The 20,455-nt window shown below is 45.5% G+C and carries 16 protein-coding genes; 9 read left to right on the forward strand and 7 right to left on the reverse strand.

What is annotated here, in order from left to right; translation table 11 throughout:
* The first annotated feature begins 113 nt into the window (after window positions 1-113).
* Complete coding sequence (locus HB679_RS15280; RefSeq protein WP_214072881.1) at window positions 114-1,253, forward strand: lactonase family protein; 1,140 nt, start codon at window positions 114-116, stop codon at window positions 1,251-1,253.
* A 2-nt stretch (window positions 1,254-1,255) separates the two neighbouring features.
* Here HB679_RS15280 and HB679_RS15285 read toward each other — a convergent pair whose 3' ends face one another.
* Both HB679_RS15285 and HB679_RS15290 read right to left on the reverse strand, forming a co-directional pair.
* The gene (locus HB679_RS15285; protein ID WP_214072882.1) at window positions 1,256-1,732 is read right to left on the reverse strand and encodes a hypothetical protein; all 477 of its coding nucleotides are present in this window, start codon (window positions 1,730-1,732) and stop codon (window positions 1,256-1,258) included.
* Window positions 1,722-2,297 (reverse strand): sigma-70 family RNA polymerase sigma factor, encoded by a 576-nt coding sequence (locus HB679_RS15290; RefSeq protein WP_214072883.1) that lies wholly within the window; start codon window positions 2,295-2,297, stop codon window positions 1,722-1,724. The genes HB679_RS15285 and HB679_RS15290 overlap by 11 nt, the downstream gene beginning before the upstream one ends.
* A 132-nt stretch (window positions 2,298-2,429) precedes the next feature.
* Between HB679_RS15290 and HB679_RS15295 the strand changes: the two genes are divergently transcribed.
* The 4 genes from HB679_RS15295 (at window position 2,430) to HB679_RS15310 (ending at window position 6,745) form a co-directional block, all read left to right on the forward strand.
* Window positions 2,430-2,777, forward strand: a complete 348-nt coding sequence (locus HB679_RS15295) for a DUF6249 domain-containing protein (protein WP_214072884.1) — start codon at window positions 2,430-2,432, stop codon at window positions 2,775-2,777.
* A gap of 105 nt (window positions 2,778-2,882) precedes the next feature.
* On the forward strand, window positions 2,883-5,030 hold the full coding sequence (locus tag HB679_RS15300; protein ID WP_214072885.1) for an outer membrane beta-barrel protein: 2,148 nt from the start codon (window positions 2,883-2,885) through the stop codon (window positions 5,028-5,030).
* Between the two features lie 61 nt (window positions 5,031-5,091).
* Complete coding sequence (locus tag HB679_RS15305; RefSeq protein WP_214072886.1) at window positions 5,092-6,222, forward strand: lactonase family protein; 1,131 nt, start codon at window positions 5,092-5,094, stop codon at window positions 6,220-6,222.
* A gap of 58 nt (window positions 6,223-6,280) precedes the next feature.
* Window positions 6,281-6,745 carry a hypothetical protein gene (locus tag HB679_RS15310; protein WP_214072887.1) on the forward strand — a complete coding sequence of 155 codons (465 nt, stop codon included), beginning with the start codon at window positions 6,281-6,283 and terminating at the stop codon, window positions 6,743-6,745.
* Window positions 6,746-6,800: 55 nt separating this feature from the next.
* Here the strand turns inward: HB679_RS15310 and HB679_RS15315 are convergent, their stop codons facing one another.
* Window positions 6,801-7,289, reverse strand: coding sequence for an SRPBCC domain-containing protein (locus HB679_RS15315; protein WP_214072888.1), 489 nt, complete (start codon window positions 7,287-7,289; stop codon window positions 6,801-6,803).
* Between the two features lie 41 nt (window positions 7,290-7,330).
* Entirely contained in the window at window positions 7,331-7,636 is a 306-nt protein-coding gene (locus HB679_RS15320; protein WP_214072889.1) for a metalloregulator ArsR/SmtB family transcription factor, read from the reverse strand.
* A gap of 311 nt (window positions 7,637-7,947) precedes the next feature.
* On the opposite strand from HB679_RS15320, the gene HB679_RS15325 reads away from it, so the two are divergent.
* Both HB679_RS15325 and HB679_RS15330 read left to right on the forward strand, forming a co-directional pair.
* Window positions 7,948-10,047: a hypothetical protein gene (locus HB679_RS15325; RefSeq protein ID WP_214072890.1), complete on the forward strand. Its 2,100-nt coding sequence runs from the start codon at window positions 7,948-7,950 to the stop codon at window positions 10,045-10,047.
* Between the two features lie 95 nt (window positions 10,048-10,142).
* A complete protein-coding gene (locus HB679_RS15330; RefSeq protein ID WP_214072891.1) occupies window positions 10,143-10,796 on the forward strand; it encodes a hypothetical protein in 654 nt (217 codons plus the stop codon).
* On the opposite strand, the gene HB679_RS15335 is transcribed toward HB679_RS15330, so the two are convergent.
* A complete protein-coding gene (locus tag HB679_RS15335; protein WP_214072892.1) occupies window positions 10,785-12,812 on the reverse strand; it encodes a HAMP domain-containing sensor histidine kinase in 2,028 nt (675 codons plus the stop codon). The genes HB679_RS15330 and HB679_RS15335 overlap by 12 nt on opposite strands.
* Window positions 12,813-12,932: 120 nt before the next feature.
* Between HB679_RS15335 and HB679_RS15340 the strand changes: the two genes are divergently transcribed.
* The gene (locus HB679_RS15340) at window positions 12,933-14,063 is read left to right on the forward strand and encodes a glycerate kinase (protein WP_214072893.1); all 1,131 of its coding nucleotides are present in this window, start codon (window positions 12,933-12,935) and stop codon (window positions 14,061-14,063) included.
* Here HB679_RS15340 and HB679_RS15345 read toward each other — a convergent pair.
* A complete protein-coding gene (locus HB679_RS15345) occupies window positions 14,045-15,295 on the reverse strand; it encodes a hypothetical protein (RefSeq protein ID WP_214072894.1) in 1,251 nt (416 codons plus the stop codon). The genes HB679_RS15340 and HB679_RS15345 overlap by 19 nt on opposite strands.
* A 56-nt stretch (window positions 15,296-15,351) precedes the next feature.
* Window positions 15,352-17,640 carry a GH92 family glycosyl hydrolase gene (locus HB679_RS15350; protein ID WP_214072895.1) on the reverse strand — a complete coding sequence of 763 codons (2,289 nt, stop codon included), beginning with the start codon at window positions 17,638-17,640 and terminating at the stop codon, window positions 15,352-15,354.
* A 230-nt stretch (window positions 17,641-17,870) separates the two neighbouring features.
* Here HB679_RS15350 and HB679_RS15355 point away from each other — a divergent pair, with 230 nt between their 5' ends.
* Complete coding sequence (locus HB679_RS15355; protein ID WP_214072896.1) at window positions 17,871-20,189, forward strand: c-type cytochrome; 2,319 nt, start codon at window positions 17,871-17,873, stop codon at window positions 20,187-20,189.
* Window positions 20,190-20,455: the final 266 nt, after the last annotated feature.

Consider the following 20,455-nt stretch of genomic DNA (forward strand, 5'->3'; position numbering starts at 1 on the left):
ATTAATGAGTGATTGAGCGAATTAGCGAATGAGTGATTTGAAAAATCGCCAAACCTTAAATTCATTCGCTAATTCGCTCAATCACTCATTCACTCATTCACTAATTATAAGGTATGAAAAAGTTATTATTGGTTATCGCGCTTGCCGCACCGCTCATCAGCTCTGCTCAAAAATCTAAAACTGGCCCTAAGGTGTTCGACCTGTTGATCGGAACTTATACCGGCAACGATGCCAACGCAAGCAAAGGCATATATGTATACCGTTTCTACGCAGAGCGTGGCGAAACGGCTTATTTGAATGAAGTTGAAACCGATAATCCTTCTTTCCTTACGCCAACTGAAGACGGTCAATTTGTTTATGCCGTAAACGAGAACAATGCTGATGGAACCGGTGGTGTAAGCGCTTTTAAATTTGATAAAAAAACAGGCGTATTAACACCTATCAATAAACAAAAAACTAAAGGCTCGCCGGCGCATATTTCGGTTGATAAAGCGCAGAAGAACGTGTTTGTATCTAACTACGGCGGGGGCAACCTGCAGGTTTTCCCGCTCAACAAAGACGGCTCATTGGGCGAAGCCAATCAAACTATACAAGATGTAGGTAAGGGCCCGGATTTGGCGCGCCAAAATGAGCCGCACGTACACTCTGCTTTCTTGTCGCCCGATGAAAAATATTTGGTGGTATCTGACCTTGGTTTGGATAAGATCAACTTTTATCGTTACAAAGCCTCCAAAGTGCCGGCGCTAACGCCGGCTGATGTACCGTTTATTGCCACGGCTCCGGGTAGTGGCCCGCGTCATACAACCTTTTCGGCCGATGGCAAGTTTATGTACAATGTTCAGGAAATGAAGGCTACCGTAACCGCTTATACTTATGATAATGGTAAAGCCAAAGAGATCCAAACTATCGATATGATGCCTGGTAATTTCTCGGGTACCAATGGCGCTGCCGATATTCATATATCGCCGGATGGCCGTTACTTGTATGCTACCAATCGTGGCACGGCTAATCTGTTGGTAATATTTGCTGTAGATCAGGTAACCGGCAAACTAAGCCCGGTAGGTTCGTATTCTACCGAAGGTGAAAATCCACGCAATTTTATGATAGACCCAACCGGCAATTATCTGCTGATCGGCACTACCAACCGCATCAACATTTTTAGAATAGAGAAAGCCACAGGCAAGTTACGCGAGCTGCGTGCGCCAATTAAAGTATCGAAGGCGGTTTGTTTAAAAATGGTTGCGGTTGAGTAGTATTAGCCCGCAATTGTTTTTTTGGTTCGGGATGTAAAAAAGTAATCTGCCAGAAACAGAATTGCAATTATTGCTGCAGCGATAACGTATACGGTCGGCATGGCTGCAACGTACCGCGTTATAACTGTACCTATGTTATCAACAGGGCGACTATCTGTGGTCTTTGAACCTGATAATCCAATCAGCAACAGCAATATCGCAGCAAAAAAGCCTGCGATGCCGAACCATGCTTTTTTGGAGATGACAGGCTGAACTACTAACGGTTTCCGTGCCGTACCAATCTGCCGCATAACTGCGGCTGTAAAATCAAATGAAACACCTTCGGCTGGGTGTTGTTTTAATAACGATTTTAGTGCAATTTCCTGCACTGCATCTGCCTCGATCATGTTCATTACTGCGTCGGTAAAACCTTCGGCTGCTTCGTCTGCACCCGCTTGTTTCAATAGGTTCTTAAACATATCTTCTCTTTTAGCTTTCATAGTTAGTTGCGGGTTGATGGTCCAACAAAAACTTTAACTCTTTCTCTAATACTTTACGTGCCCGGTACAGCTTTATTTTAACGTTGGGTTTAGATAACCCGGTGATTTCTTCGATCTCTTTGATCGGCAGATCATTGATGTAAAATAAGGTAACTAATAACGCGTCAATCTCCGGCAATTTTTGAATAGCTTTCTGTACCTGTTGCTTTATTTGTTTGGCCTGAAGCTGTTCAAATTGCCCGGGTAGATTGTCGGGCACTTCGTGCTGGTCTTCATTAAGTGTTATCGTATTTACCTTATTCTCTTTTAGCCGGGTAACAGCCGTACGGTAGGCAATGGTATATAACCAGGTGGAGAACTTTGAATTGCCCTGGAAGGTATGGATCTGCTGATAAGCCTTAATAAAGCATTCTTGAGCCAGGTCCTGCGCATCGTCAGCATCGCGCAAAATTTTGAGGCCGATGCTGTAAACCATGTCCTTATATCTATTGACAAGAAACGCGTACGAAGCCGGGTCGCCGTTTTTTACTTTGTCTATATAATACCGGTCGTCTGCAGGTTCCATTACTTATGAGACAGGAAAATAAGCAAAGTGGTTACAAATAAATTATTTTAAATATTTTGTATCCGGATGATGGCAATTACTGTCATATAAGCAAGCGGCCGGAAAATGGCTGCGGTTTTAAATTTAGAAATCATGCAGGAAGTAACCAGAGATTGTATAGTATCGTTAACCCTATTTGCCGCTGTGTTCGGTATGGTATATGTTTTTTTAATGACCCGCCACCGCGAGCGTATGGCCATGTTAGAGCGCGGTGTTTCTACCAGCCCCTTTCATCGCCCGCAGCAAAACGGCTTAGCAACCCTAAAATACGGCATGTTGCTGGTGGGTATAGGCATTGGCTTTATTATGGGGGCCGTTTTGTATAATCATTTCGAGATAGATGAGGCGGTTAGTTTTTTATCTATGGTCACCTTGTTCGGCGGATTGAGTTTGATTATCAATTATCTCATCGTCAAAAGTAAATACGCAGATAAAGACTAAAGACACCAGCCGCACATCCGCGGTAACCCACCCATAAATCCAATTAATCAATCCAGGTAAAAGCGCCTTTGGGCGACTTAACGGAATCTTTTTGCCCGAAAAATCATGAAAAAACTTACGTCTATAACTCTATTTTTTCTATTGCTGGTGATGTACAGCACCGCAATCTTAGCTCAAGACAAAACCCTGAAGGAAGTCTCAGTAAAAGCGCAAAAATCACCTGTAAAACAAGAGGCCGACCGCGTGATCTACGATATGCAGGCCGACCCCGAAGCCAAAGTGAGTAACCTGCTCGAAATGTTGCGCAAAGTGCCTTACATTACGGTAGATGCCAACGAAAACGTCATGCTGAAAGGAAATGCCAGTTTCAAGATTCTGATCAATGGTAAGCCATCCAGCATGCTGGAGCGCGATCTTAAAGCCGTGTTACGCAGTATACCTGCATCAACTATACAGCGTATCGAGGTATATACCACGCCGCCGGCAAAATATGATGCTGAAGGATTGGGCGGCGTAATCAATATCATCACCAATAAAAAACTGGTAGATGGCTATAACGGTACCATCAATTTCAATGAGCGTATTTACGGCGGGCCTGGCCTGGGCACATCCTTTTCAGCTAAACTAGGCAAATTCGGAGTCTCGGCTTTTGCCGGTGCCAATATTAACGATAACCCGGTAACCAACCATAGCAGCGTTCGTAACACTACCGACCCAAGCTACCTGGATCAGGAAGGCAATTCAAAATCAAATGGAAAAAACGGCTATGTGGGTACCGAGTTAAGTTATGAGATCGATTCGTTGAACCTGCTTTCCGGGCAATTTAATATCAACAGCGGCCGGGCTAATGGCGAGAATGAGCAGACAACCCTGTTAACCGGTCCGGCCGGAATTATCAATGGTTACCATTTGCAAAATAACAACAGCAACAATGGCAATGGTTTTGACGCAGGGTTGAACTACCAACTGGGGTTTAAGAATGACAAGTCAAAACTACTGACATTTTCTTACCGGTGTTATCAATATAACAATGCCGCTGGCGCAAACATCAACACTACCGACCGGATCAATTACCCATCGCCGGATTACGATCAGCGCAATACCACCACATCATCAGAACAAACCGTGCAGGTTGATTTTGTGCAAACCATTAAAAACTGGAGTGTAGAGGCCGGCGTAAAGGCGATATTTAGGGATAATAAAAGCGATTTTACTTATAACCTTTTTAATGATAGCACCGGCAGTTTCCAAAAAAGCGGGGCTTTATCTAACAATTATAGCAGTACGCAAAACATACTGGCGGCATACAATACCTGGGGATATAATACCAAAGCGTTTAGCGTTAAGGCCGGGCTACGGGTAGAACAAACTTTTACTGATGCAAATTTTGTGTCGACATCTTCGGCGGCGCATCAGCGTTATCGGGATGTGGTGCCGTCTATTGCCTTTAATTTCCCTGTTAATAGCCTTAGCAGCTTTAATGCCGGCTTCTCGCAACGGCTCAAGCGCCCGGGGATTAATAAATTGAATCCATTTGTAGATCGCTCGAATCCTAATTTCGAAACCTATGGTAACCCGGATTTGACCCGAGTGGTAATGTCTGATGTCAGGGCGGGTTATAGCCTTTCTGGCAAAGGCAACTTCAACATGGGAGTATTTTATGATTTTGGCCATGGGCTTGATCTGACCGTGTCTCATTATGATGCTGCTACCCAGGTAACCTATACCACCTACAAAAATAACGGCTCTTTTAAAGGCCTGGGCGATTTTATGAGCTTCAGCTATCCAATCACTAAACAGTTAAACTTTGGCACCAATTGTAATATTGCCATCTTTTGGTTAACCGGCGATGATGACGGCACCTTCAAAACCATCCATTTTGTAACCGAAGGAATCTATAACTCGTTAAGCTATCAGTTTGATGGCGGATGGCGTACTAACCTTAATGTCGACATCAACGGTAAAAACCCCAACGGCTTGCAGGGTAAAACTAATGGCGTAATTAACACCGGCTTAAGCGTTAACAAGCAGTTGATCAAAAACCAATTGATGTTTTCGGCAGCCGTGCGTAATCCGTTTACAAAATATCACAACAGCGTTACCCACACCACGGGTGCAGACTTTACCCAGGATGTTACTGATCAAAACTATTTCAGAAGCTTTAGTATTAGTCTGAACTATAATTTCGGTAAGCTTAAAGACGCCATTAAAAAAGCCAAACGTGGTATTAATAACGACGACGGCGCGAAATAGCCACAAAATTTAATAGCTGATTTTATTATCTTGCAGCAGATAAACCAATTACCTGCTTGTCATGAAAAAACTATTAATCATTTTGCTGGTGCTGCCCCTGCTTGGCCTGGCGCAACAGAAAACGGCTAAAACTTATGATCTTTTGTTGGGCGGCTACACCACCGATTATCCTGGCAGCAAGGGCATAGCGGTTTATCGCTTTGACACAAAAACCGGCACGGTGAGTTTTTTAAACCAATTTGACAGCGTTGATAACCCCGACTTTTTGGCCATTAGCAATGACCATAAGTTTGTTTACTCTTGCGATGTAGATACGAAGGGTGGTGAGGCCCGGGTAAGCGCGTTTAAGTTTGATGTTGCCAGCGGGAAGCTGGAGCTAATTAATAGCCAGCCGGCCGGGGGTATTAATACGGTGCATATTATTCTTGACAACGAAAATAAACATGTCATACTATCGCATTATAGTAGCGGTAGTTTAACGGTATTACCGGTAAATAAGGATGGTTCTGTTGGCCCGGTTTCGCAAACCATACAATATACAGGTTCCGGGCCGCACAAAAATCAGAAAGGTCCGCATGTGCATTCGGCCATGATAGCTGCCGACGGAAAAAAAATATTGGTGGCTGATTTAGGTACAGACCATATTAATGTTTACGATTACGACGCCGGTAAAGCCAAGCCGATAATAATTGAAAGCGTAGTTGCAGAAACCACAAACCCCGGTGATGGCCCGCGCCATATGGAGTTCTCGCCCGATAAAAAGTTTTTATATGTGATACAGGAGCTAAGTGCATTCGTTCGCGTTTATAAATACGATAACGGAAAATTGACTTTTGTACAAGCCATTAGTATGATGCCTGCCGATTTTGCGAAAAACAGCGCTGCCGATGTGCATCTGTCGCCTGATGGTAATTTTCTGTATGCTTCAAATCGTGGCGGAGCCAATAATATAGTACAGTATGCTGTAAATAAACAAGACGGAAAACTAACATTTGCCGATCGTTTTGACGTAAGCAAAGCGCCACGGGGATTTACCATCGATCCATCGGGCAATTACCTGTTAAGCGCCGGGCAGGAAGGAAACGAGATTATTATTTTCAAGATTGATAAAACAACCGGTAAGCTTACTTTAACCGATAATAAAATTGACATTCCGCAGGTGGTTTGCCTTAAATGGGTGCCCGCCGAATAAATTGGCAAAAAAATAAAAAAGCTTAAAAGGTTTTTGGCCGGCAATCGTCTGCGTTAACATGTACAATACCTTATTAGCCTTACACTCCTTAACCCGCTGGCTGGTTTTGGGGAGTTTGATCTTTGCTCTGTTTCGCGCTTATCGCGGATGGCTATTGAAAAAGCAATTCTTGAAAACGGATAGTGTGAGCCGCATGGTGGCTGCTTCGGCGGCGCATGTGCAATTGGTATTTGGGTTGTGGTTGTATTTTATAAGCCCTATTGTAGCGTACTTTCTGCATAATTTTCATACCGCAATGCATGAGCGTGCTATCCGCTTTTTTGGGATGGAGCACGTTACCATGATGCTCATCGCCATTACCATTATCACCATCGGCGCAGCCAAAGCCAAAAGGAAACCAACCGATAAAGAGAAATTTAAAACCATGGCCATTTGGTTTACCATTGGTTTGCTTATTATTTTAAGTTCGGTGCCATGGTCGTTCTCGCCGTTGATTAGCAGGCCGAATTTCAGGCCACTGTAAACCAAAAAAGCAGCCCATAGGCTGCTTTGATTTAAAATGATGTTGTGATTTAAGCTTATTCTGCAAGTAATTCGTCGAGATTGCCTAATCCCATGGTAAAGCCTTGTTCGAAGCCCATTTGAACAATTTTCTCCAGGTCCTCGTCCTTATCAAATGATATGGTGATATCAACGACTGCAGTGTCGCCGGTTGATCTGAAACGATCATCCCAATGCATTGCAGGAAAAGAACTATCAACATTTCCATTTTCATCACAAAAAGAGGCGGTGGCGGTAAAGCTTTTGCCGGCTTCTATGGTATGGAAATCAACACGGCACCAGGCCTTTTCGCCATTAGGGCCGGCCATACAATAGAGCCACATACCGCCTGGTGTAAAATCCATAGTTTTGGTAATAGCTTTCCATGGTTTTGGTGCCCACCATTTGTCAAGCTGCTCGGCCTCGGTCCAGGCTCTCCATACTTTTTCAACCGGGGCATTGAAAGCCCGGGTTACAGTCAGCTTTTTGGCAGCTAAGTCTTTCAGAATTTCAGTTTTGTTAGTCATAACGATTGTTTTAAGCGTGGTGATTGTTTTAGTGATTTGTTTTAAAGATCTTTTAGTATCTCATCTAATTGATCAAACCGGTCCTCCCAGATCTTGCGGAAGGTATCCAGCCATTGGTCTACTTCTTTCATTTTATTAGCGTTTACGTGATAGTGTATCTCGCGGCCGGTTTGCTTTTGCGTCACCGCTTCGCACTCGGCCAGTATTTGTATGTGTTTAGATACTGCCTGCCGGCTGGTATTAAAATGCTCGGCCAATGCATTAGGCGTCATGGCGTGGATAGCCAGAAGGGCTAAAATTGCTCTGCGGGTTGGGTCGGCTATGGCTTGAAAAATGTCTCGTCTCATTTTATTTGCAACTAATTGATTGCAAATATATGTGCAATCAATTAGTTGCGCAAATTTATTTGAAGATATTTTTAAGGATGACATAAACGATGGAATAAGTTCCCCTCTTGAGAGGGGGCGCGTAAGACTTTGCGGTTGCAGGGGTGTGTTAATAAAGCAGGCTATCGAAAGGACACACCCCTCCACCCCTCTCAAGAAGGCAAGCGCGCCGGCCCTGGCTTTTATTGCTATGGGTAACCATCGCTATGTTTGTTACTTGGCAGATAAAAATTAATAACTACTTTTATTTACCAGTTTAACCACAACCATTTATGCCTGTTTTAAAATATTTGAAAGCCATTGGCTTGTCTTGTATCGTGTCGCTAGTTTTTTCCGGCGCAGGGATCGCCCAAACCGTCAGCCTGCAAGGCTTGAACCGCAAAAGTGGTGTTGTAATTGCGCAGAAAGCATCAACACTGGAATTGACCTGGCCGACAGGCAATGCAGAGCACGGCCGCGTTGTGTTTGATTTAAACCAAAGCAATCCGCTGTTTAAAAGCATACAAGTAACGTCGGCAGGCAAATACAAAGAGGTTGCTGCCAATCTTGATCCGCAGTTTATATTAACCATTGGCAAGCGCGATCTGATCTCGCAAAACGGCTGGAACATTTTTTTTGATCGCGTGCCGCAAAAGCCTTTTAAATCTTACAATGTCGATTTTGATAAAGGCAAGGCATCGGTAAAAACCGAAGGCTCGCGAACAATTGTGAGTATCGAGGGCATCAGCTCGCATAACTTTAGCGGGCACCTGGAGGTTACTTTTTATAACGGCAGCCCAATGTTTAACGTGGCCGCTGTAATGTCAACAGAAATCGATTCGACCGCTATTTTGTATGATGCCGGGCTGATCAGCAAAAAACCAAACTGGAGCAAGATCAGCTGGGCCAAAACTAACGACGAGTTTAATAGCGTTGCCTCAAACGCCGATGACACCGCGCATAACACCGAGGTAAAATACCGCACCATTATTGGCGAAACAACTAAAGGTAGCCTGGCGGTATTCCCGGCGCCGCATCAATATTTTTATCCTTTGGATGAAGCTTTTAATTTAAAGTTCACCTGGTACGGTAACAATTATCGCGGGATGTTACCGGGTTATGGCATCGGTATCCGGCAAGATCTGTACGGCGATCATCGGTACGTGCCCTGGTTCAATGCGCCGCCGGGAACGCAGCAACGGTTAAATTTCTTCTGTATGATTGGCTCGTCAGATGGTAAAAGTCTGTTAGAAAAAGTTAAGCTATTTACGCATGGCGATAAGTTTATCCCGCTGCCGGGCTACAAAACCATGTCAAGCCATTTTCACAATGAATACACTACACAGGTTTTGCTGAAAAACAAGCCGGTAGAAGCCGAACCGGAATATGTACGCGTATTTAAAAACCTGGGTGTAAACATTGTACACCTGGCCGAGTTTCATGTCGCCGGCCATCCAAAAGGACCTGACGCCGACCGCCTCAAGGAGCTGAATAGCCTATTTAAAGAATGCGAAAAGGAATCGCACGGAAATTTTATGCTCTTGCCGGGCGAGGAACCAAACGAGTTTTTTGGCGGCCATTGGTTGGAGTTTTTCCCTAAACCGGTTTACTGGGTAATGTCGCGCAAAGACGGCGGACCATTTGTAGCAGATGATAGTCGCTATGGTAAGGTGTATCACATTGGCGACAAAAACGATATGCTGAAATTACTGGAAACCGAAAACGGGCTGGCCTGGACGGCGCATGCGCGCACCAAGGGCTCAACCGGTTTTCCTGACGCCTATAAGGACGAGGCTTTTTATAAATCAGATCATTTTAATGGCGCAGCCTGGAAAAACATTCCTGCCGACCTATCAACCGAGCGCATGGGCAAACGCATTTTTGATTTAATGGACGATATGAACAACTGGGGCCTTAAAAAGAAAGTACTGGCCGAATCGGATATTTTCAGCATTACCGAGGAAAATGAAATGTATGCGCACGTTAATGTAAATTATCTTAAATTAAATGCTTTACCTGCATTTAAAAATGGTTGGCAGCCTATATTAAATGTGTTAAAAGGCGGTAATTTCTTCTCTACTACCGGTGAGGTGCTGATCCCGGATTTTAAGGTTAATGGTGCCAATGCCGGCTCAACAATCAAGGTTACGCCGGCCACCAAATCGGCGGTGGACTTTACTGTGAAATGGACCTTCCCCCTCAACTTCGCCGAACTGGTTACCGGGGACGGTAAAAATGTATACCGCCAAAGAATTAACCTCAGTAATACTACCGCCTTTGGCGAACAGAAATTCCATATCCCGGTAAATCTGAAAGGCAAAACCTGGATACGTTTAGAGGTTTGGGATGCGGCAGTTAATGGCGCGTTTACACAAACGGTTTGGGTAAATTGACCTGACAAACTTGTTAGAAGTATGGAATAGCAGAGGTTGTTGCATCTGTATAAAAACTCTTGCTATATTTAGGTAACCAATTGCAATACCTTATCATGAAAACACTTTATGCTTTGATGGCGCTGCTTCTTGTTTCGGCAGCAATACGTGCGCAGTCGACCGTTGACAGCGTCGAGATTAAATTTCAAAAGCTCCTCGACCAAACCGGTATGACCTTCAAAATGCCCGAGGGGTCGGTTAAAATACCAATTGTTAAAAACATGCAAATCCATTATGACTATGCGGTTAGTTATCCATCCCGCAATATGGAAATACGATATACCATTGTGCCAATGGGTAAGCGCGTTGCAGAATACCAGGAGTTTCAGAAAAAACATGATCCGGGTAGTTCAATGGCCGACCCGAATAAGATGTTCGAAATATCAGCCATTGTAACCGCTACCAATATGGGAGGCGGTACGCAAGATACCACTATCAAAGGACGAAAATTTCCGACCACGGATGTAAAAAACGAGTTTGGCGCGGATATAGGAGGCTTTTTAATGGTGCAAGTAAAAAACAATTCTGCCGGTACCAACTATAAGTTTTGCAGTATGGTAGCGTTACAAAAAGACAACGTAGCCAACGTCTATATTTTTTTCCTGTGCAACTCAATGCAAGAGTTCGTACAAAACCTGAAAGATCTGGGTCCCCTGGGTATTTATTATGCACTGCGGTTTAAGCCTGACGAAACGCCATTACAACGGTAGCTCAATATAAAACGTAGTGCCAAAACCAGGAGAGCTTTCAAACCAAAGCCGTCCGTTATGATTTTCGATGATCCGTTTGGAAATAGATAGCCCTAAGCCAAAGGGCTGCTCGCCTTCGGTGCCTAAGCGTTTAACCGGTGTAAACATTTCAAAGATCTTATCTTTGTCGGCCTCGGGTATGCCCATGCCGTTATCGGCAATAGCTATGAGGATCTTTCGTTTTTCTGTCAGCGCTTTGATGCTTACAAATATCAGCCCGCCCATATAGCTAAACTTAATAGCGTTAACAATTAAATTATTAAATACCCGCCATATCTTTTCATGATTGATGGCAGTAATAATTGGCGCGTTATCGCTTTCAAAAGTAATTTCCTGCTTTTTCTCGTTGGCTTTAAATTGTAGTAGTTCAACCGAATCGCGCAGCAACTCTTTAATATCCAACTCCTGTTTTACCAGTAGTTCATCCTCATTGGTTAAGCCGGATTTAAGCAGTTCATTGATCATTTCGAGCGAATGAATACCGGTTGTTTCCAGCAGCTTGAGCATGTGTTTGTTTTCTTCGGATGCTTCGTCTTCAAATATCGCGTTAGCCAAACCAATCATACCTGATAGTGGATTGCGCAAATCGTGCGCCATGATACCCATAATACGAATGATATTTTGATTGGCACGCTCCAGCTCTTCTAATGCTTGTTGTTGCTGCTGGTTATGTAAGCGAGTATTTTTGTGGTTCTTGCGGCTTTCTTTAAGTACCCTGAATACCGATAGACTTATCACTAACAGCAGCACCAATACAACTGTTACGCCAATAATGTACAATTTCTGCACGCGCTGGTTATGCTCCAGCTCAGCCAACAGGTTTTCGCGTTGAATAGAGTTGAGCTCGCGCTCTACATCCAGCGCGCGTAATTTAGAATTGGTTTTATCCAGCGAATCTTTTAGCCGGATGTATTTAGCCTGGTATTGGTAAGCATCTTCGGTGCGGTGCTGCGTAAAAAGATACTGTGCATAAAGATTGTTCCATTCAATATTGGGCACCGGGTTTTCTTTGCCAAACAGATTAAGTAAACGTTTACTTTCGCTAAAGGCTATTGCAGCTTTATCGTATTGTTTGGTTTTTAAATACAACTCTGCCTGCTTCATAAACGGCGGAATTCGCATCCCATCAACGTCTTTAACCGGGATGGCGATGCAAGCGGTCAGGTATTTTTCAGCCTCGTCCAACTTCCCCTGATTTAAGGCTAAGCCGCCTAAATTGTCGTATACGACAAAACGTGGCGAGTTGATGGTTTCTTTCGCAATTTTGCCTTCGGCAGCTACTTGATTTATATAGGCGACGTTCTTTTTGTAGTAGTAAGCGGCGCTGTCATACATCCCCGCCTTTTGATACATTACGCCAATATTATCTAAAGTACCCTGGGTTAAAAAGAAAATTTCTTGTGCCGATTTATTTTTATGGCAAGCCTGTAGTTCGCGATAACTCTGTACCCAGTAATGGGCCGCAATGGTGTAATTTTGCTGATGAAAATAAATGCCGCCAATTCTTGAAGTCAGGTAACCGCCATCACAATCGCGTTTTGTGGCAAGTTTCTTGGCGCTATCATAATACCCTAATGCATTGGCATATTGTTTTTGGCTGATGAGCGCGTCGGCTTTAGCCAGCAGGGTGTTGTAGTAGTCCTCCGGGTATTGATCAATATTTACTTTATTGCCAAAAATAGTTAAAGCACTATCTGCATAAAGCGTAGCGATAGGCCCATTAGTGAAATACATTCTTGACATAAAATTATAATAAGCTACAATTTCAGGGTCGCTGCTTTTAAATAATTTGCGCTGTTTGTTAAGAATGCTAATCGCTGTGTCTGATTTTCCGACAATTGCAAGACTATCTGCAACTTTTACATATCGCCTTATAATGTCGTTGGTTTGATCTTTTTTAGAATTACATGCCCAAAAAGCAGAAATGCAGGTCGCGAAAAGCAGGAAGAAGAAACCACGGATTGCACTTATAGACATGATAAATTTAGATAGCTATTGGGGACTTGTAAATCCAAAGTTAAAAAATTTTACCTAGCAACCTATAAATCAGTTTTGTAGGATTTGGTATTTATCAATAAACAGGTTTAACTTGGCCATATGAATATCCTGGTAGCTCCTAACGCGTTTAAAAATAGCCTCGATGCTCACCGTGCGGGGGAGGCTATTGCCGAGGGATTAAAACAAAGCAAATTGGATTGCCAATGCCGCCTTTTTCCGGTGGCCGATGGTGGCGATGGTACGGGTGAGCTATTGATTAAACATCTAAATGGCGAGAGCATCAGTGTTCCGGTGCATGATGCACTGGGCCGGCCCATTAACGCGCACTTTGGCCTGACTGACGATAACCGAACCGCTATAATTGAGATGGCCGATGCCTCCGGACTTCGCCAGCTAAAAACAATGGAGCTGGATCCTATGCGGGCCAACTCTTTCGGTACCGGCGAATTGATCAAAGCCGTATTGGATAAAGGCGTAAATGAGATTATAATAGGCATGGGTGGCTCTGCAACGATAGATGGCGGGGCCGGGATATTGGCCGCGTTGGGGATGAGATTTTATAATCGACAGGGCGAAGAATTAGCGCCCAAGCCCGGAGCTTTGGTGGATCTCGATCACATCGATACATCAAACTTAGATCAAAGAATTTTAAACAGCGAGATATTGATCTTGTGCGATGTGGATAATCAACTACTCGGCCCGCAGGGCGCGGCAGCAATGTTTGGTCCACAAAAAGGAGCAATGCCCGATGATGTTGTGACGCTGGAAAAGATGTTGAGCAAGCTTTCAGATATCGCCCTAAAACAAACCGGTAAAGATATGTCCACTGTAAAACATAGCGGTACAGCCGGCGGTGCCGCTGCAGGAATGTACGCTTTTTTGAATGCCAAATTGGTAGCGGGCGCTGACAGTTTTTTAAAGATCACAGACTTTGGAGGCACACTGAAAAATATCGATCTGGTGATAACCGGCGAAGGCAGTATTGATGAACAGACCATACATGGCAAAGCACCAGCCGCTGTAGCTATGATGGCCAAACAACGAGATATAAAAGTTATCGGCGTTGCCGGTAAAGTACCTTTAGAGCCAACCATCAAACTAAATCATTTGTTCGACAAGCTTATTTCTATTAACAAAACGCCTGTTGATTTGGATACCGCGCTTAAGAATACCCGCCAAAATCTTGTTACTATAGGTAAAGAAATAGGCGACTATTTAGTCGACGGCTGATTAGTCTTGCTTTTATCGTTCGCGGCCCAGATATCACGAATGGTGTCTTCGTCGCCCTGCCCCGCTGGTACCGTGCTGCTTGGGTTGTTGGCATAGTACCATTTCTTTTTATCTAGCGGCGATGTTGTTTGGCGGCCGCCCGGCATTTCGACATGGCCATTCGGGTCGGTTTTCTGTACCCAGTCGAAAGCATAATGCAACCAGTTTTGCCGGTAAGCCATTGGCTGATGCGCAAACCAACTAATCTCATCATACCCCCAAACCCAAATGGTTAGGCCCGCAGCATGCGCCTGGCTGGGTTGCTTACTTACGCCATAGTTATCAAACTCAACCAGGTAAGGCAAATGCTCGCAGCTCCAGCCGCTTGGCGTTATGCCGCCTTTACTGCGAAGAAATAAAGCGTCGGTATGGCCTACTTCCAGTTTGGCTTCTTCGGGTTTGTCGGGTATTTCTTCTATCCGTAACGGGAAGGCGTGTACATCCATCAATAAATGTCCATCCTTTACAAAACCACCGCTGGGTACGTGCGAGTCGCAGATTACCATTTTGCGGCGGGCATGTTTGTGTGCATAGTCGCGGATCAGTCCAAGGATCTGGGCATAATGGTCTAGATCCTTGTCATTCTTATTCATCAACTCCACCTGCCCAAAATGCAAGCCCTCTATACCAGCGTCTATATACGATGCCCCGAGGAAATAGAAAAAAAGTTTGGTTTCAGTTTGGCTCACATCAGGCACCGAGCCACGTCCCCACTGACCTTTAAACTTGCCATCAGGATACAGCATCGCGTCATAATTAAAATTACGATGCTCGACCGGCAAATTCAACGCTTTAAAGGCCCAATCGGGCACCGGCAATTGGTTTACTTCGGGAGTAACAATTTCAAAAATGCAGGCTTGTAAAATAATATCAGGGTCAACCGCGTGCACTCTGGCAGCTAAGTCTTTTTCCTTGATCAGGTTATTCGGGATATCTCCTTCCTGCCCCCACTGGCAAACGGCGCGGCCAATAAACTTGGGGCCGACATTTTTAATCATCCGCAGGTTATCATTAAAATCGCCTTGGCCAATAAGCAGGCTTTGCATAGTTATTGCCCGGTCCAGATAGTTTTCTAATACCTCGCGCGATATTTTGCCTTTGAACTTGTAATCGAGTGATTTGACTGGCGGCTTTGCGAAAACAGCAGCGCTAAACAAGCAAATAATGGTAAGCAGATTGCGAATTGATCTCATGATTAAAAATGCTATGTCATTTAAAAGCCCTCCCCCTCGGGGAGGGTTGGGAGGGGTCATATCCCCCACTTCTTATTGGGCGTCGACCCCATAACAAACTCCAAAATCCCGCCCTGCAATATTTGCTCATGCTGGATATAACACTTGTTATAAGGTTTGCCATTTAACCTGGCCGACTGGATATAAACATTAGCCGGCGAATTATTTTTAGCGACTATAGTGAACACCTTACCCGTAGCGCCTGCACGGATAGCTACGCGACTAAACGTCGGACTAAATAACTCATACCGCGGATCGCCGGGCGTAGCTTGATGCAGCCCGCTTGCCGCCAGCACATACCAGGCCGACATCTGGCCAACATCCTCATTACCTACCAGTCCGTTAACTCCGGTTGTATAAGCATTATTGCAGATTTTACGCACCCACTTTTGTGTAAGCCACGGAGTGCCTAATCGGTTAAACATAAAAGGCACTAAATGCACGGGTTCATTGGCTTGGTTGTAATAGTCGTTCCAGTTAAAGTTATCGGGAGTGTTCTCAAAGAACGAATTCAGGTCGGCAATGGTTTTTTCGCGACCGCCAAGCAATTTGGCGAGGCCATCAATATCATGCGGAACGAACCAGCCCTGCTGGTAAGGATTGCTTTCTACAGAACCGTAGTTTTGCTGCAGCCTGCCGGTCTTTGGCCAAGGCTCCCAGGTACCGTCAGCTTTTTTAGGGCGGAACCAGCCTTTTTCGGGGTCGAAGATCTTTTTGTAGGTCTGCGCACGCTCTGCATATAATTGTACATCTTCAGGATGTCCTAACCAACCAGCCAGTTGCGATTGACACCATTCGTCAAAACCATATTCTAAAGTAGTCGAGATATCCATTGCTTTGCGATCAGGGGTATTGCCAAACTTCTCCACCGAGTTACGTGAATACTTGTAAGCTTTTTGAAGATCGTAATTGCGGATACCTTTAACATAGGCATCGGCAATTACCGGAATAGCCGGGTTGCCTACCATACAACCTGAATAAGCATTCAAAAACTCCCATCGCTCCAGGTAACCTTCTCCGCTTTGATCGGCCAGCTCAACCAACGAGTTGATCATGTCGCTTACAATATTTGGATTAATGATAGTTTGCAGCGGAAACTGACTCCTGAAAACATCCCAGCCACTAAATACCGAACGTTTAACAAATTTTGTGGTATGATGCGTTTTCATATCGCCGCCCATGTAAGCGCCATCAACGTCGGCGGTAGCACGTGGGTCTATCATGGTATGATACAGGGCAGTATAGAACACCGTTTTCTGTGCTTCAGTTCCGCCGGCAATGCTGATCTCCGAAAGGCTTTTATTCCAGGCGGCTTTGTTTTTGCTACGCACACCCTGAAAATCCCAGGCGGGTATTTCTGTGTTTAGATTTAGGCGCGCACCGTCAATACTCGAAAAGGAAATGCCACTTTTTAACAATACTACTTCTTTATCAGCAGTAGCGAAATCAGTATAAAAGCCAAGATGCTTGCCTTGTAGCTCAGTGAATTTAGAGATAATGTTTGCCTTCGCTACCAAAGAATCATATTTCAGGCTGGTCACACTTTCGCTTCTGCGCGATATGCCTGCCGGAATATCTGCCGACCAGGCACCGTAGTTTTTAAATGGCTTGCTAAACTGTGCATAAAAGTAAACGGTGTAATTGGCTTTGCCGGCGCCATCGCCCCAGCCGCCACCTTCAGGCGGACATTTCATCCAGCCCTCGATGGTGTGATCATCAACTACCTTGATATATTGCTCGGTCGAAGTTCCGCCCACCCGGCGCGCCAAATCTATCTGGATACGAGACTCTTTGTTTTGCGGAAAGGTAAAACGCATAATGCCGCTATGTGGTGCCGCGGTCATTTCGGCGCGTACTTTATAATCGGTCAGTGTAGCAGCATAATAGCCTGCTTTTGCTACTTCATCTTTCTTGCTATAATGTGAGCGGTAGCCTGGCAATTCTTTGTGTCGCCCGGCTATGACATGCATGGGGCCTGTTGTTGGCGTAACCAGGAAATTACCCAGGTCGCCATACCAGCCAATACCACTCATCTGAGTAAAGGCAAAGCCCTCGATATAGTTCATTTCATAGCTATAACCGGGGCCATTATCGCCGCCGGTAATGGTATTGGGACTGATCTGTACTAATCCGAAAGGCGTAGCCGCACCCGGGAAGGTTTTGCCTAAGCCATGTAAAACGCCGGCCGCTTCTGCGCTGGTGCTGGCACCTATAAACGGGTCGACATAATCGGCAGGAGTTTTGGTTTGTGCCGACAATTGCGTTGCGCAGGCCAAAGCCAGGGCGCAAAATATCAATCTTTTCATCAGTATAATTGGTTATAAATGTGGATGATATCCAACGGCTAAATGTCGGTAAAATAAACTAACCTGCCGCTGGGTGGCTTTCCGACTGCAAAGTAAAATAATTATTACGAAAACGATTTCCGGACTTATAGTAGTTAAATAGCACCCGATTTATAGAAAATTAAGACTTAATTTGATTATAAACTTAAGGTGTATACCAATTTTGCTGTACACTTTGCCAATTACCCTGAATGAAAAAATACACTTACATAGCCTTGTTGCTGGCAGCAGTTGGCATTTTGTACCAATGTACAACGCATAAGTTACTGGCTACGTCGCCCAACAACCCGCCAAAGGCTGATCCTAACGCTTCGCCGGTAGTGCCTGCGGCCGAATCTATTAGTAAAATGAAGCTAGAGCCAGGCATGGCGATAAAATTGATTGCTTCCGAGCCGCTGATAAGCACACCTGTTGCGATGACCTTCGACCGGTACAACCGCATCTGGGCTATAGAAATGGAGGATTATATGCCCGATACCACCGGCCATGGCGAAAATGAGCCATTAGCCAAAGTGGTTGTCTTGACCGATAAGAACAGAGATGGCGTATACGATGAGCGTAAAGTAGTGATCGACTCATTGGTGATGCCGCGTGCCTTATGTTTGATCGAAGATGGTATTCTGATTGCAGAGCCGCCACGCCTGTATTACTATCAATTGAATAACGACAAGGTGGTAAGGCGAACATTGGTTGATGCTAAATACACCGATGGCGGTAACGTAGAACACCAACCCAACGGCCTGTATCGCGCTTTGGATAACTGGATCTATAACGCCAACTCAGACAAGCGCTACCGCAAACAAGGCGATAAATGGCTGATTGAAAGCGCGCACGAAAAGGGCCAGTGGGGCATTGCCCAGGACGATGAGGGCCGTATGTATGCCAATGATAACTCTACCAACCTGCAAGGCGACTATTTCCCGCCGAGCCTGGGTTTGACTAACAAGAATGAGCGCGGCGTGGCCGGTTTCAATGAACGCACCGTGGCCGATAACCGCACCTTTCCCATACGACCAACTACCGGGGTTAACCGTGGTTATATGAAAGGTGTTTTAGATGATAGCTTGCGCCTGGTAAACTTTACTGCGGCTTGCGGACCGATGATCTATCGCGGTGGGCTATTTGGGCCTGACTACCAGATGAACGCCTTTGTGGCCGAACCTGCCGGCAACCTCATCAAACGTGATATACTGACGGAGAAAGGCAATGTAGTTAAGGGTAAAGAAGCCTATCTGCACCGTGAGTTTTTAGCGAGTGTGGATGAGCGCTTCCGACCGGTGAGTTTGTATGATGGCCCGGATGGCGCTTTGTATGTGGTGGACATGTACCGCGGCATTATCCAGCATAAAACCTATTTAACACCCTACCTGGCTGGCGAGATTGGCAAGCGTAACTTAACCAAGCCATTATCATGCGGCCGCTTGTATAAGATCTACCCGGCCGGCAAGAAGTTGGTGACTGTTACCTTCCCCGATGATCCGATTAAGTTGGTAGCCCTGTTGGGAAACCCTAACGGCTATGTGCGCGACAAGGCGCAACAGATCCTGGTGGATACCAAGCCTCAGCAAGCGCTGCCTGCATTGCGCGAAGCGATCAAGTCTGACAACCCATTATTGGTAACGCATGCCTTATGGACGCTGGAGGGTTTCGGCGAGTTGAAGACAGAACAGGTGCTTGCTTTGCTGCAATCGGCTAATTGGAAGATCCGTATGCAGGCGTTAACGGCTTCGCCGCGCATCATCGACCAAAATAACTATAGCCGCTTTACGCCTGTTCTGGCTCAAATGGTGGCTAATAGCGATACTGCTGCCGCGCCTTATGTGGGCTTTGTAACCAGCGTTATCCAGCGATATGACCGTAAGGCTGCCGATGGCGTCCTGTTCAGCCTGGCGCGTAAGTACCCTAAGAACATCTATGTAGCCGATGCTATTGTATCCAACCTTCAGGGCCGCGAAGAGGCATTTCAGAAAGAGATGCTGGCTGCCTTGCCTGATACTGCTTTGACCATTAACAAACGCATAGGCCGCGTAGTTGCCGCCATTGAGGATGCCAAGTTGAACAGCGACCCAGCTCTCATGGCCAAGTACTTCCCTCGTGGCGTGGCTATCTTTGGTACGGTTTGTAAGACCTGCCATGGGGTTGACGGTAACGGGGTTACTGCATTGGCGCCGCCGCTGAATAAGTCGGAGATTGTGAATGGGGATAAGAGTGTGATGATCTCGATTGTGCTTAAGGGCCTGACCGGACCGGTTAAAATCAATGGCCACCTGTATAAGGCACCTGAGATTAGCGGCGAGATGCCGGGCTTTGCAGATAATAAAGACTTTAGCGATGACGACCTGGCGCAGGTAATGAACTTTGTGCGCCGCTCATGGCAGAACAAGGGTAGTAAGGTTAACGCGGTCGATGTGAAGAACCTGCGCGCCAAGCTGGCATCGCGCCAAAAGAACTATACCATAGACGAGCTGCAGCAACCGGCTAAAGCTGATCCGAATGTGAAGACGAATTAGGCGGCGGGGACTCACCCCGACTACTCCGCCTGTAGGCGGATGGGCGACCCTCTCTTCGCCTTTGGCGGAAAGAGGGTAAGTTTAGCGAGGGTAAGCGTTTATCAATACAGAAGTTAATTAACCCTCTTTACCGCTTGCGGAAGAGAGGGTGGTCGAGCGAAGCAAAGACCGGGTGAGTCCCCCGCCCGGGGCGCACTGTTTTGTTTCACGTGTGTGTGCAACAGATGAAACAAGTGAAACAAAAAAATCCATTAATGTATTGATAT

The organism is Mucilaginibacter sp. dw_454, assembly GCF_018449775.1.
Lineage (GTDB): Bacteria > Bacteroidota > Bacteroidia > Sphingobacteriales > Sphingobacteriaceae > Mucilaginibacter.